This is a genomic window from Bacteroidota bacterium, assembly GCA_016706255.1.
In the GTDB taxonomy this organism is placed as follows: domain Bacteria; phylum Bacteroidota; class Bacteroidia; order Chitinophagales; family BACL12; genus UBA7236.
Genome location: JADJJZ010000003.1, coordinates 304,870 through 319,049 on the forward strand (window position 1 = coordinate 304,870; position 14,180 = coordinate 319,049).

Annotated in this window: 15 protein-coding genes; 12 read left to right on the plus strand and 3 right to left on the minus strand. The window is 36.8% G+C overall.

Annotation, left to right across the window (positions count from 1 at the left end; genetic code table 11):
- The first annotated feature begins 25 nt into the window (after positions 1 to 25).
- Entirely contained in the window at positions 26 to 790 is a 765-nt protein-coding gene (locus tag IPI65_03030) for a biotin--[acetyl-CoA-carboxylase] ligase (protein MBK7440517.1), read from the plus strand.
- On the opposite strand, the gene IPI65_03035 is transcribed toward IPI65_03030, so the two are convergent.
- Complete coding sequence (locus IPI65_03035; GenBank protein MBK7440518.1) at positions 791 to 1,585, minus strand: WecB/TagA/CpsF family glycosyltransferase; 795 nt, start codon at positions 1,583 to 1,585, stop codon at positions 791 to 793. It abuts the gene before it with no gap.
- 254 nt (positions 1,586 to 1,839) lie between these two features.
- On the opposite strand from IPI65_03035, the gene IPI65_03040 reads away from it, so the two are divergent.
- The 6 genes from IPI65_03040 to IPI65_03065 all read left to right on the plus strand — a co-directional run bounded on the left by IPI65_03040 (position 1,840) and on the right by IPI65_03065 (position 9,018).
- Positions 1,840 to 3,000 (plus strand): radical SAM protein, encoded by a 1,161-nt coding sequence (locus tag IPI65_03040; GenBank protein MBK7440519.1) that lies wholly within the window; start codon positions 1,840 to 1,842, stop codon positions 2,998 to 3,000.
- A 36-nt stretch (positions 3,001 to 3,036) separates the two neighbouring features.
- Positions 3,037 to 4,131, plus strand: a complete 1,095-nt coding sequence (locus tag IPI65_03045) for a glycosyltransferase (protein MBK7440520.1) — start codon at positions 3,037 to 3,039, stop codon at positions 4,129 to 4,131.
- A 239-nt stretch (positions 4,132 to 4,370) separates the two neighbouring features.
- Positions 4,371 to 5,498, plus strand: a complete 1,128-nt coding sequence (locus tag IPI65_03050) for a T9SS type A sorting domain-containing protein (GenBank protein MBK7440521.1) — start codon at positions 4,371 to 4,373, stop codon at positions 5,496 to 5,498.
- A gap of 18 nt (positions 5,499 to 5,516) precedes the next feature.
- Complete coding sequence (locus tag IPI65_03055; protein MBK7440522.1) at positions 5,517 to 7,052, plus strand: hypothetical protein; 1,536 nt, start codon at positions 5,517 to 5,519, stop codon at positions 7,050 to 7,052.
- Between the two features lies 1 nt (position 7,053).
- Positions 7,054 to 8,301 (plus strand): PQQ-binding-like beta-propeller repeat protein, encoded by a 1,248-nt coding sequence (locus IPI65_03060; GenBank protein ID MBK7440523.1) that lies wholly within the window; start codon positions 7,054 to 7,056, stop codon positions 8,299 to 8,301.
- Positions 8,302 to 8,307: 6 nt separating this feature from the next.
- On the plus strand, positions 8,308 to 9,018 hold the full coding sequence (locus IPI65_03065; GenBank protein MBK7440524.1) for a hypothetical protein: 711 nt from the start codon (positions 8,308 to 8,310) through the stop codon (positions 9,016 to 9,018).
- A 74-nt stretch (positions 9,019 to 9,092) separates the two neighbouring features.
- Here the strand turns inward: IPI65_03065 and metF are convergent, their stop codons facing one another.
- Positions 9,093 to 10,046, minus strand: coding sequence for a methylenetetrahydrofolate reductase [NAD(P)H] (gene metF, locus IPI65_03070; protein ID MBK7440525.1), 954 nt, complete (start codon positions 10,044 to 10,046; stop codon positions 9,093 to 9,095).
- Between the two features lie 218 nt (positions 10,047 to 10,264).
- On the opposite strand from metF, the gene purD reads away from it, so the two are divergent.
- Both purD and IPI65_03080 read left to right on the plus strand, forming a co-directional pair.
- Entirely contained in the window at positions 10,265 to 11,539 is a 1,275-nt protein-coding gene (gene purD / locus IPI65_03075; GenBank protein MBK7440526.1) for a phosphoribosylamine--glycine ligase, read from the plus strand.
- Between the two features lie 135 nt (positions 11,540 to 11,674).
- On the plus strand, positions 11,675 to 12,079 hold the full coding sequence (locus IPI65_03080; protein ID MBK7440527.1) for a hypothetical protein: 405 nt from the start codon (positions 11,675 to 11,677) through the stop codon (positions 12,077 to 12,079).
- A 134-nt stretch (positions 12,080 to 12,213) separates the two neighbouring features.
- Here the strand turns inward: IPI65_03080 and IPI65_03085 are convergent, their stop codons facing one another.
- Positions 12,214 to 12,354 carry a hypothetical protein gene (locus tag IPI65_03085; protein ID MBK7440528.1) on the minus strand — a complete coding sequence of 47 codons (141 nt, stop codon included), beginning with the start codon at positions 12,352 to 12,354 and terminating at the stop codon, positions 12,214 to 12,216.
- A gap of 36 nt (positions 12,355 to 12,390) precedes the next feature.
- On the opposite strand from IPI65_03085, the gene IPI65_03090 reads away from it, so the two are divergent.
- The 3 genes from IPI65_03090 (at position 12,391) to IPI65_03100 (ending at position 14,153) form a co-directional block, all read left to right on the plus strand.
- Positions 12,391 to 12,816 (plus strand): hypothetical protein, encoded by a 426-nt coding sequence (locus tag IPI65_03090; GenBank protein ID MBK7440529.1) that lies wholly within the window; start codon positions 12,391 to 12,393, stop codon positions 12,814 to 12,816.
- A 222-nt stretch (positions 12,817 to 13,038) separates the two neighbouring features.
- Positions 13,039 to 13,458, plus strand: a complete 420-nt coding sequence (locus tag IPI65_03095; GenBank protein ID MBK7440530.1) for a hypothetical protein — start codon at positions 13,039 to 13,041, stop codon at positions 13,456 to 13,458.
- Positions 13,459 to 13,562: 104 nt separating this feature from the next.
- The gene (locus IPI65_03100) at positions 13,563 to 14,153 is read left to right on the plus strand and encodes a TetR/AcrR family transcriptional regulator (GenBank protein ID MBK7440531.1); all 591 of its coding nucleotides are present in this window, start codon (positions 13,563 to 13,565) and stop codon (positions 14,151 to 14,153) included.
- Positions 14,154 to 14,180: the final 27 nt, after the last annotated feature.

The following is a 14,180-nucleotide window of genomic DNA, read 5'->3' on the forward strand; positions in this document are numbered from 1 at the left end:
TTGATTGCAAAACTACGAATTCTTATTGCGCCCTCCAATCAATACCATATTCATTGGCAAAACCCATCATCATATTGCCCGGGTTGAAAGCACGAACGACTACGTACGTAGCTTTCTGGAACTAAGCGAAACTGCAGTTCCCGAAGGGTTACTTGTTACAGCAGATGAACAAACTGCCGGAAAAGGACAAGGCGGGAAAAAATGGATGGCTGAACCCGGTTGTAATTTAATGGTGAGTATTTTACTCAAACCGGTGTTTTTAGAGCCTCGGCATGTATTTTATCTCAACAAAGCAGTTGCACTCGCAATTCATGATACCCTCGCTACCGAAACATATGGCATAAGTATAAAATGGCCAAACGATATGTATTTCGAAAACAAAAAACTGGCAGGCGTTTTAATTGAAAATGTGCTGGGTGGAAATCGCATTTTACAAAGTATTGTCGGAATCGGCATCAATGTTAATCAGAAACTGTTTGATGAAAACCTGCCGAATCCTGTTTCATTAATACAAATTACCGGTCGTGAAACCGATTTATCTCAATTACTCGCGACACTCTGCACACAAATCGAAAAATATTATCTGCAATTACGCAGTCACCAGTTTACCACCATCGATGCATTATATCATCATTATTTATTGAAACATCAAAAGGAAAATCAGTTTATCATAAATAATGAATTAATTACTGCAACCATTAATGGCGTTTCAGCCGGCGGGAAATTAATTTTATCTACTGCCAATAAAAAAATGGAGCTCGCAGTTGGTGAGGTAGAATGGGTTTTGTAATTATTTAAAAATTTCTTTCCAGAAGATACTGAAAAATGCCATGTCCTCAATAAAAAATCTTCTGAATAAACGACGTGGTTCCTGAACAAAACGATGAAACCATTCCATACCCAAAAAACGTACAAACTTGGGTGCGCGTTTTTTTATACCAAGATAAAATTCAAATGAAGCGCCTAATAATAAAAACAACGGCATTTTAATTGATGTTGCATTTTCTATTAATCGGGTTTGCAGATGTTCAATTGCACTCAAAGCAATAAAATGTTGTTTCGGGAACCGAATACCAATTAACACCATGTCCGGTTGTAGGGTATTTATTTGTTGGATACAATTTTCAATCACTTCATCTAATGCAGCTTTATTATTTTCATCAAAAAATGGCGGGACATAATAATGCAGATGTGCATATTCTTTTGATAATAAATCGCCAACACGTTCATCAGGCGCTATTAATAAAATTGTTTTATCAGTCTCTTTTATTTTTTTCCATAATGCCGGAAATAAATCGCTGCCGGGTAATCGTTTTTTTAATGGATTTTGTAATAACCAGCTCGACCAAACTATAAACTGTCCGTCAGGTAGTATAAATGAGGCTTTGGTCATATTATCTGCAATAAATTTATTTTCAGGCTTACTGAATTTTACAACATCATCAACATTTGGTGTAATTAGTAATGGTAAACGCGTATTGTAATAATCTTTAAAATATTCAAATTGCATTATTTCGGTCACCACCTTTTCAAAATCAGCTTCGTTGATAAAATCAAGGTCATATATTTTTTTTCGGGCTAACATGGTGCATTAGGGGTATTAATGTAGAAGTATATGTGTATTTTACATTTAAAGGTAAGCGAAATAGTTTTTGACATCCAAATTTATCGGCAAAAAAATTATAGAGAATTTGCCGTCAATTTTGTTTACTAAATAGATTGTTCATTTCACATCAAAAACCGGTCATTTCGCTCGAAGTCCCTTGTGGGAACTTAATGAAATACCTACTTTCAGTCATCCTTAACACAATAAATATTTAATCCTTCACTCAAAACATCATGACTAAACTCACAAACCTTTACCGAAGAAGTGTAGCCTTCAAAAGATTGCTGACACCTGAAAAAAAACCACCTGTTTATTTATTACAATTTGTAACCAACAGATGTAACGCAGCATGCGACCATTGTTTTTATTGGCGCGAATTAAATGAAAAAGTGAAAGATGAATTATCGCTTGCCGAATATGAAAAAATTGCAACATCATTAGGACCAATGTTGCAGGTAACATTAACAGGTGGAAGCCCTGAGTTACGTGCCGATTTGCCTGAAATTGCAGAAATATATTCGCGCATTTGTCGCCCGGCAAATATTACTTTTTGTATGCTCGGATTTAGCACCAGCAGAATTGTTGATCAGATGGAAAAAATTCTAACGCGTATGCCGCATCAGCGTTTTACCGTTGCTATTTCGCTTGATGGTATTGGAGAAGAACATGATAAGTTACGTCGACTCGATGGTTGTTTCAATCGCGTGGTAGAAACATTTAAACAATTAGGCGAGATGAAAAAGAAATATAAAAATCTTCGCCTCGCTGTTGGAACCGTTGTGCAAGGATTAAATTTTGAAACAGTAGCAAATACGGCATTATGGGCGCGCCAAAATTTACCTATCGATTTATTAAAACCGATTTTAGTGCGTGGCAATCCTTTAAACAGCGAATCTAAAAAAGACATTTGTGTGGAAACATATTTAGATGTAATTGACCGCGATAAACAATGGATGAACGGAACAAATGGAGGTATGACTACCGCTATGGATTACGTAATTGCAACTAAAGAAAATATTCAACGCGATTTAATTGCTCAAATTGCTATGACAAAACTCGCTCGACATAAATGTTCCGGTGGTCGCGAAACTGCTGTTATTTATCCCGATGGTAATGTGGCAGGATGTGAATTACGTGATGATATTTTAGGAAATGTACGAGAAGTAAATTACGATTTTAATAAAATTTGGTTAGGCGAAAAAGGTGATGCGTTTAGAGCTACCACAGGTAAAGTAGAAGCTTGTCAGGGATGTTATCATCATTGTTTTTTAAGCCCTACCGTTTTCAGAACACCTGCCCTCTGGCCAAAAGTTGCTCAATCTGCTTTACACGTTTACAGGAATAACCATAAACGCAAAGCCAAAGATTACCAGGTAATAAACGCTGCTTCATGAATAAATACAATTATTAAACCATTACAATAAATCACCATGTTTACGCATAAAACACAAACCCAAATTATAACACCTGTTAGAGTTGTAATTCCCGCTTACAAAGCCCGCGATTGTATTAATGCCTGCTTAAAAAATGTATTAATAGCCTGTAATTATTTCAGCGATATAGAAGTTGTTGTTGTGGCTTACGATACGGCCATCAATATCAACTTTGATCATCGCCTCCAAATTATCGAACCCGGTAAACCCTTAAATGCAGGTGAAGCTAGAAACCTCGGCGCATTAAACAGTAATAACAGAATAATTGTTTTTATTGATGCTGATGTTTTAATTGACCCTGAATCGTTACCCAAATTATTGCAACCCATTATAAATGGAGAGGCCGATGCTACGGTTGGAAATTATGCTACCAATTTAATCAGCAATAAGTTTTTCCAGAATTACAAAAAATTATATATTCATCAGGCTTATGCACGCGAAGGATATATAAGCAATGAATTCTGGACAGCTTATGCAGCAATTTCACACAAAGCATTTTTTACGGTTGGCGGATTTTCCGAGCAGTTTAAATTTAAAGGGGGAGAAGATACAGAAATCGGAGTGCGTTTAACAGCAAGAAATTTTAAAATATATGCTGTTGCAAATGTATTCGGTAATCATTTAAAAGAATTTACTTTTGGCTCGCTGGTAAGTAATGATTTTGTTAAAGGTTCGCGCACCGTATTTTTAGCATTAAACAGAAAAATGTCGCTACAGGAAAACCGACACGCTAAAAAAAGTGACCAGGTTGCAGTTGCCCTTGCATGTATGATTGCACTAGTTATAATTGGTGGAGGCATCTTACATTGGATTTGGTTGTTTCTGCCCTTATTGATGGCAATGTATATCGGTTCACGATTTAATTTTTTATCGGCTTGTAGCAAGCAAGGAACATGGTTTTTTATAAGAGCCTGCAGTATGGCCTGGCTGCTCGATATTGTCCGTGCTGCCTCCATCGGTAATGGAATGGCAATTTATTTTTGGACGAAATGGTTTAAACATCAAAAACAATCAACCATTATTCCTATGCCATCTCTTGAATCAAATGTTTATACAAATGATGAAGCACCGTTTATCCATTCCCGTGCATAGTTCAAAAAATGTCGTGATGATTTGAATAAAGCGCAACCGTAACAGGTTGCGTTTTTTTATTTTTAATTGGTCGTTAACCGCTTAATTGCTTTAGGTTGTTGAGATGCAGTTTTAAAATAAAAATGTTCATTTTGTTAATTTAGGAAAATCAAAAAATAATCACAAAAAAATTTGTTTAGCCAAAAAAATAATTTTAGCATTGTTACCTGATTTTATTGTTTAACCTTAAAAAAAATTGTATGATGATGTCTCGAATGGGTCTCTACCACGACCCGCAGACAGGCGTTGCCGCAGCATTTGCGCATGGTCCTGTAAGTTGGTGGAAATTACCTTTTGGTTTAATCCTGCTTATTTTTATTTCAAGTTTCGTAAACGAAGTTGCTGCTCAGGGTGCTGTTAAATACACACTCACTTATGTTGCAGAAACTACAACGAGTTTTCAAATTACCGATTCCGTTCAGGCTTTTAGTATTCGGGATCAGGTCGATTTAATTCCATACACCACACGCGATTCTGTTATCAAACAGGTGTATACTAACAACGATATTAAATCAACCATTTTTCATCAATTAAACACAGCTTATCCGGCGTGGATGACGCGACCGGCTAAAACCGTGATTGACAAAACACGAATTAAAGTTTACAGCGCCACAGGTTCATTAATGGTTAATCAAGTACACAGCGCTAAATACAAAAGTGTTAACAGTCAATTAAAATCCTTCCTTACAACAAATAGTGCAGATGTAATTACAAATTTCGTTTTTTTATCCGCTGCTATGAAAACAGAATATACTGCTAATGGGTTTGTAATGACAAATATTGGGGATGGCACTTTTCGGTTTGTAAAAGATTCTGTGACATTATATTTTAATAATACACGGCGCATTAATCAGGTGGATTTATTTCATAGCGACGGGACGTTAAAATTGTCGGTGAAGCGGGCATTTGGAATGAATTCTTATGGGCTGATTGTGCCGAAATTTGAAATTGAAACACGCACTGATAATCGATTTACATCGCATTGTGTTCAAGAGGTAAAAGTAACATCTTACCCCTATTACCATTACACAATGGCCGGAGCAGGAAAGTATGCAGTAGAGGAATCTGAAGAAGATATTGATGAGCCTTTAAGTATAGAAGTGTTGCCTAACCCTGCTGATGATTTTATAATCATTAATGTGCCTGCTGAAGATTATAATCAGCCCATCCGCATTTATGATAATACCGGAAGATTAATTCTGGAAGAAATAATTCAGGCCGGTGATTTTGAAATAAAAATTGATATTTCTACTTTTCAAAGTGGAATGTATTTCGCCCAATTGCATAAAAATGAAGCCTTAATTACCCAAAGTTTTATCAAAAATTAATCACCTTAAAAACGAATTATGAAAAAATTATTGTTTTCCTTTTTGGGCATACTTTTTTATATAAATATGTTTGCCCAGGCTCCGGAACCTTGCAATGATCCGGATAAAAGTATTACCGTTACACCAACTGTTCCGCTTGCGTATATTCCCGGCACTTTTACTGCTGATATTTGGGCTACACCGGATATTATTTATGACAGACCGGTGTATTTTATTCATGGATTAGGCGGACAGGGAGATGATGATGGCTCATTGGGTATCAGTTGGAGTCAGGCTTCCTTATGGTCGGAAGAAATGTACTATATAAATGCCCGAAGACCTGATTATGCGGATGTTTCGCTCGATTTTGCAGCAGCTGAATTAAAAGGTGACCTCGAATTATATGCAGAATTTGACCCGAACGCTTTTATTATTGCCCACAGTCAGGGTGGTATTGTCAGCAGAAGAGTGGATCAAATGATAGCCACAAACGAACTCGGGTTTGAACCGCGTACTTTTAGTGGTTTAGTTACATTCGGAACCCCGCATCAGGGTGCAATGATTCTCAATAACCGGGATGAACTACTCGCATGGGTTGGAACAACGTGCGATAAACTGATTGACGGGCCGGTTACAGAAACTGTAGAATCCAGCTTTTTCCTCGATTTGGCTTTGAGTCCGGCTTCGATGGACACTTTCAGGACGCAATTTTGTGATATGCTGGAATTCAATATCTCGCCTTACCTTTTTAAAGACTATTTTTCGGGAATTACTGAAAGTTATAGCGTTGGTTCACCACAATTAATTGAGCTTAATGAATTTTTAACAGAAATTCCTTATGTTTGCTTTTACGGAATTGAAACGGAGCCAATCTTCTGGAATACAATCACACACGTAGTTCCTGGCCATGAACCTAATAATGTTATAACCTATGGTGAAGAACCATTCGGTGCAGGTAATGATGTAACAATGGTGGAATTTGCTGATGCAATGACTGCAAAGTATTATTCCAAGTATTATGCATACGATTATCTGGCCGATATGTATAGTGATTTAATTTATGGTATTGATTTAACAACGATTACTTGTTACATGACTATATTTTGCGCAATAGGAGCAAAAACTTCATTTGATGAATGTACTGATATCAGTGCAGCATACCACAGTGGGTACGATTGGTTTATTCATGCAAATGAAGTTTGGGAAGGACTAATCGGTGCCGGAAGTTTACAACCGGAATCGGAAACCTGCTATTGCATCGACTGGGGTCCGTTAGGTGACGTAAATGATGATACTTATGAAATCGTTCCCGGCGGCACTTGTTATACTGATGATGCAAATACCGATTGCACAACAACTACTAATTATGCATGGGTAGTTAAAGAAAATGATGGTGTCGTTCTTGCAGAATCTGCTGCAAATTGTAATGGTAATATTACTCCCGGTTTGGGTTATTCAAGAGCGATGGCCGGCAGTAACCATTTTAGTATGCGAAATGATATTAATACAGGCTTAAAATTAACTGAACTGTATAGTGGTGTACATGGCGAATTTTTTAGAACAAATATGCGATAAAATGAAATTGATTTTTTCCCTTATTACCTCCATCCTGATACTCTGTTATAGCTGTAAACAGGAAGAAATTATATCAACCAATGGTGGATATAATACAAACAACCAGGAAGAACCGGAATTGTTATGGAAATTTCCCTTATCTCCTGATACAACCGAACGGTGGAGCATTACACCAATATTATTTAATGAATACATTGTTTTTACAGGAAAAATTCCACTGGCCCCCCTGCCGAATACAGTTAAATGTATTGATTCCATTTACCTTACCTATTTATGGGAGGCAGATGATGTGTTTTTAGAAGATTGTGCGGATATGAGTTATACTGGTGGCAGTGGATATGGTGTTTATCAAAATTACATGGCAACACTATGTTATGATAAACCCAGAGTGTTTGATTTAAATACCGGTAATGTAGTTTGGGATTATAATCCCGGTAACGGAGATATCAATATGTCGGTTTGGAACGATAAATTTATCCATACAAGAGTAGTGGGAACCAACCCGTTTACTAAAAGTGCTATCACGATGTCAGATTTCGACACACCTGATTTTGATACACTTTATTATGTAGATTCAGTTGATGGGTTTAGTTGCCATTTATATCCTCCCGCATTTATGATAGATGATAATAATGATACGCTAATCGTGTTTCAAAACCGTCAATGGAAAAGTCCACCCTATCAGGGTAAAGTGGATTTATATGGATACAATATTTCAGACGATACATTACTGTGGAAAATAGAAAGTATTGATGACTATGGGAGTAGTTCGGTTTTTCCACCGTTGATTGATAACGGCAATGTTTATTTTAAATCTGATTATTCGGTTCATTGTATTAACGTTAAAACCGGAAATGAAAATTGGGTATGGGAAAGTATTACGGGCTCCGATTTATTACTCGCCAATTTATTAATTGCAGATGGAAAATTAATCGTAAAAACAGGTGGTAATGAATTATATGCATTATCATTGTCGTCAGGAGCAGTGATTTGGGAAAATACATCAGCAGGATTAACCCCTGAACCTTTAACTATGTTTGAAGACGTGATATACTATGTAACAGCCGATGGAAAATTGCACGCAGTTGCCCTTGAGGATGGAAAAGAACTTTGGTCCTTTGAGTCACCAAACAATGGTCAAGCCCCATCTTATATTACTTATTTTTACAACGGTATTTCAATTGACCCTGTTACTAAAAGAATGTATGTTACCGACATACATTACCTGAATTGTTTCCAACTAAAATGACCAGATATGAAAAATTGTTTTGTTTTATGCATCCTTTTGACCGCGTTCACAGCTACGCAGGCTCAAGACCACACAGGCCCTACACACCATTTTGCAATTGCACTGGGTTCAGATTATTTGTTCCCATTCGACAACCAACTTGATAACGTAGCAAAACCTGCAGGGTTTAACGGCAGTGTAACCTACACGTTGCAACAAGACAAAATTGGTATTCAATTGTCGCCCTTCGCTAAGTTGCATTCCGGTGAAGATTTTAATGCCATGAAACAATATTTTAAAGATGATGGTCAAACATTAACCAGTTATAATGGTGGGACCTATATCTCAACAGGTATGGACATGGGTTTGCAATTTACATTAATCGACCACGGTAAATTACCCGTATTTAAAACATTTGTTCAATATGGCTTATCCAGCGTTCGCGTTCCGGAAGTAAGTTATAGTTCTGAATCTGAAGCTTCCGGTGGCATCGATGTTCGTGCTGATCCGGGTTTAGGTTTAGGATCTAATTTACAATTCGGAATTATTTGTGATGCATTTCAATCAAATAATACAATCTATAACGTAAAACTTGGATTCATGAGCGAGTCGGCAAATATTGCCATACCCACTTCTACACATTACGATGCATTAAACGAAACAATTCGCACCAACGATATTTTTGAATGGCGTGCATTTTCACTCTATTTAAATTTATCAGTTTCGTTCGATTTATAAGAAATTAATTCGCATAAAAAAAGTTCCATAGCAAAATGTTATGGAACTTTTTTTATTATGTAAATCGATGTAATTCAATATACCTCGCTAACAATTACACGCATCGCATCTACATTGCCCATCGTATAATAATGAATACATGGCACGCCAGCTTCAACTAATTCCTGCGATTGTTGAATACACCATTTCACGCCCGCAGCTTTCACAGCTTCCGGTGTTTTACAATTATCAATTACATCACTCAATGCCTCCGGAATATCTACATGAAATGTTCTCGGAATAGAATGTATTTGCGAAGCTGCAGTAATCGGTTTTATTCCTGGTATAATCGGAACTGTTATTCCTTCTGCCCGACATTTATTTACAAAATCAAAATATTTCTGATTGTCATAAAACATTTGTGTTACAATGTAATCAGCCCCTGCTTCCACTTTCTGTTTCAAAAAACGCATGTCGCTTTTTAAATTCGGACTTTCAAAATGTTTTTCCGGATAGCCGGCAACACCAATATTAAAATCAGTTTTATATCCCTGAATACTATCTTCTTCTAAATAAATACCGTGGTTCATATCAACCACTTGTTTTACAAGTTCAGATGCAAATTTATGACCTCCGGGTTCTGCAATAAAATCTCTTTCGTTTTTTGATGCATCACCTCGCAACAATAAAACATTATCTATGCTCAAATAACTTAAATCGATTAATGCATCTTCAGTTTCCTCTTTCGTAAAACCACCACATATAATATGCGCAACAGCATCAATTTTATATTTAAATTGAATGGCGGCACAAATACCAACCGTCCCGGGACGTTTACGAATAAATACCTTGTCAAATCGATCATCACCACGTTTTTTATAAATGTATTCACTGCGGTGATAAGTAACATTTATAAACGAAGGTTTAAATTCAACTAAATGATCTAATACATCATAAATTCCATGAATACTTTTACCTTTTAACGGCGGTAAAATTTCCAGCGACAATAATGTTTTATCAGCTTTTGCTAAGTGCTCGGTAACTTTCATGAATAATTCAAATGCCTGTTCTAATAATCAGCTAACTGCCAATCCGGCCTAAAGATAGCTACACAATACATGTTATTCAAGTTCATAACATGTTGTAAATAACATATCCTTATTTGGGCAAGATGAACAATATCCTGACACTAACTTACCCGTTCTAAGCAATATGATTTGCCATTAACCAAGGCTGCCACACACAAACAAATGCCTATCTTTGCACCATGAACATTTTATTGCTTGGCTCCGGTGGTCGTGAACATGCATTGGCATGGAAAATAGCCCAATCTCCTGATTGTACACATTTGTTCATCGCACCAGGTAACCCCGGTTCGGCGACCTTGGGTATCAACGTCGATATTAAGCCAACAGATTTTGAAGCCATCAAATCATTTTGTCTCAATACACAAATAAGTATGGTGGTAGTTGGTCCTGAAGATCCACTGGTAGCCGGTGTTGTCGATTTTTTTGAAGCTGATGCACAACTAAATCATATCCCCGTTATCGGACCAAATAAAATTGCAGCGCAAATGGAAGGCAGTAAAACTTTTGCTAAAGCCTTCATGATGCGCAATGGTGTTCAAACGCCTGCTTATAAAGAATTTAATACAGCTAATAGTAACGAAGCAATAAATTATATTCAGCAACATGCCATGCCGGTGGTAATAAAAGCCGATGGACTGGCAGCAGGAAAAGGAGTGGTGATTTGTAACGATGCGGCATCAGCAACATCAGAATTACAATTAATGCTCAGCGGAAAATTTGGCGCTGCAGGAAATAAAGTAGTAATTGAACAATTTTTACACGGCATAGAATTAACCGTAATTATTTTAACCGATGGCGATAGTTATATGATTTTACCGCCATCAAAAGATTATAAACGAATTGGAGATGGCGATACCGGATTAAATACCGGTGGCATGGGCGCTGTTTCTCCGCCGCCATTTGCAACCGATGCGTTTATGGAAAAAGTAAAAAATAAAATTATTGAACCTACTTTAAAAGGTTTAAAAAAAGAAAATATCAACTACAAAGGATTTTTATATTTTGGTTTATTTAATTGTAACGATGAACCTTATGTAATTGAATATAATGCGCGTATGGGTGATCCGGAAACACAGGTAATAATGCCGCGCATAAAAAATAATATTATCGATTTATTTTCTGCTGTCGCTACTACAACCTTGCGCACTAAAACACTCGAAACCGATAACCGCGCCTGCGCAACAGTAATTCTTGCCAGCCATGGATATCCTGAAGCTTTTGAAAAAGGATTTCCGATTACAGGAATTGAAAATACAGAAAACTGTATGGTATTTCATGCCGGAACATCTGCAGGGCCAAACGATGAACTTGTTACTTCCGGCGGACGCGTCATGGCCGTTTCTGCGTATGGGAATGATTTGGCTGAAGCTTTGCGCAACTGTTACATCAATGCAGGTAGAATTTATTTTGCCTCAAGATATTTCAGAAGAGATATTGGGTTTGATGTAATGTGATATAATTGGTCAACGTTTTGTTCGAACTAATTTTCGCTTTTTAATTGCTAAAGTATGCATTACTAAATTATTGTGATGTAAATCCAAGTGCCTGATTCTCACGTAAATCTCTCCAACAAACAAGCACTTAACACAATGAAAACTTTAATTATTACAATTGCAACCCTTATAACTTTGGCCGGTTGCACTAAACAAACAGCATGTATTGGAATCGATTGCGTTCTGCCGGAAGCCGCAATTGCCATAGATTCGGTAACAACATCCGGTATTTATGTTAATTTGCCAAACAACGAAGGTGGATTTTACGCTGTTACTTTACAATTGGCTGCTGATATTAATCAGGACGATTTTTTAGAGGCTGCTTCAGCCTACACTACTGCTTCACCTTTGCCTGGAAATGAAAATGAACCATTGCCTATGCTTAAAGTTTATTATATCGCTGAAGATCAATCTTATGTGCGTGAAAATGCAAGATATATTCATGCATCCAACACTAAGTTAGAAATTATAAGTTATGGAAATAATCTCGAAGTAAATTGAATTAATTATCGATATTAAAAATTAATCACCCTTTTTTTACCTCCAACTTTGCTGAATAACCGTACGTTTCGTAAGGTTATTTTAATTTTTATATGTATTTACATACAATTTTCGCCGAATAAGTTATTTTTTCGTTACCCTTCGAAACACTTGCCTGCATTGGGTTTTACGAGATGTTTTTTGAAGATGGTATTAATAATTATCATCGGAAACCACGTTTTTCTGTCGCAAATTACACGCAACTTTTCCTGAATCATCACCGTTTTACCTTTCAAATGATAACAATTAGCAAAACAAAAAAATTAAAACGTATGAAAAAAATAATGTTGATGTCAGGCATTTTACTCGCTGTATTAATAATGCCTTCCTGTTCGAAAGATGCCCTTTCGGATGTAACAATTACGGAAGCAGAAACACTTGCAGGTGGAAGTTGGAAAGTGGTTTATTATTATGATAATAGTGACGGTGTTAGCAACGATTTTGATGGTTATACATTTGATATTGCTGATGATGGAACAATTACCGCCACCAAAGGCGCTTCAAGTTATACCGGAACCTGGCTGGTAAAAAGCAGTGATGATGATCCGGATTACAGCAAAGAAATTGAATTTACCATTGCCGGTGACAAACAAATGGACAAGCTGGATGGCAAATGGTTGATTGCAGAATTAACTGAAACCTCGATGCAGCTTAAAGATGACACACCTTCTGAAGAAATTCATCTTGAAAAACAATAATCCATTTGTAGTGTATTTAGGTCGGTAAAAAAGTTTTCACCATTGCATACTAAGTGACAGGCAAATACAGTTTATTAGCCAAGCACGAAGTTTTGTAAATCAATAAACTAAAGGAGGTGATTCAGCCAAATCGATTCTGAATGTGACATACGGTAAATGGAAGCCATGCAACGGCACACGCTTAAAAACCATTTTATTTGTAGACAACAAAACAAGCTTAATATGAGAAATTTTAGAATCCTTTCGGTAATGGTGCTCGCAGCAGTATTAGTTACCTCTTGCACGAAAAATGAGTTGAACAATATTTCAATCGCTGAGGCCCAAAGTATATTACCGGGCTCGTATAAAGTGAACGATTTTGCGGGAACGGGCGACCTGGCTCAATATCAGGATTACACCTTCGAATTTTTGAACAGTGGTGTTTTGGTTGCCACTAAGGGTGCTGAAACGTATACTGGAACCTGGACATTGGTTTCTATCAATACTGACCCGGTGTATGATCGTGAAGTAAACATCACTATTGACGGGAATGAAGAAATGACTGCCCTGAATCACAGTTGGTTCGTAAAAAACATGACAGATGTGACATTGAACCTGATTGAAGATGCAGCCGCTTCAGAAATACTGTTTATTAAAATATAATCTGACGATAAATGAAATTGGTCTGCCGGAGGGCGGGCCAATTTTTTTGCCCATTTTATCAAACAAACGTTTGGTAAATTCAAAAAACCAGATATCTTTGTTCTATGCCGGTTAAAAAAGTTGAAAAATTCGACATTATTAAGGAAGCCCTCGCACTCTTCAGAACCCAGGGCTACCACAAAACCACCATGGCTAATATTGGCGATGCATGTGGATTGCTAAAAGGTAGTGTCTATCACTACTTCTCTTCCAAAGAAGATTTAATGCGTGAAGTACTTGAAGTACTCCGCGACCATTATCGCGATAAGGTTTTTATTTATGCTTATGACGATGCACGCTCATCAACCGAAAAACTGCGCTTACTCGGTGAAAAAAGTATTGAAGTTTTTGTAAATGGTGAAGGTGCCTGCCTCATGGCAAATATTGCCATGGAAACAAATGATGTAGTACCCGAATTCAGAAAACCTATACGCGATTTTTTTGATGATTGGATTAATGCACTGGCACATATTTACAGCGACAGATATAGTAAAGAAGCGGCGCGCATTTTTGCGCAGGAATCCGTTTGTGCAATTGAAGGTGCTGCCATGATGATGCGCATTTATAATGATAAAAGTTATTTGATTACCGCTCACGATATGATTATGAGCAAATTCGAAAAAGCCAATAAATCAGCTTTAATTAATAGTAAATAATTCAATAGTTACCATATTTTTTAAAAT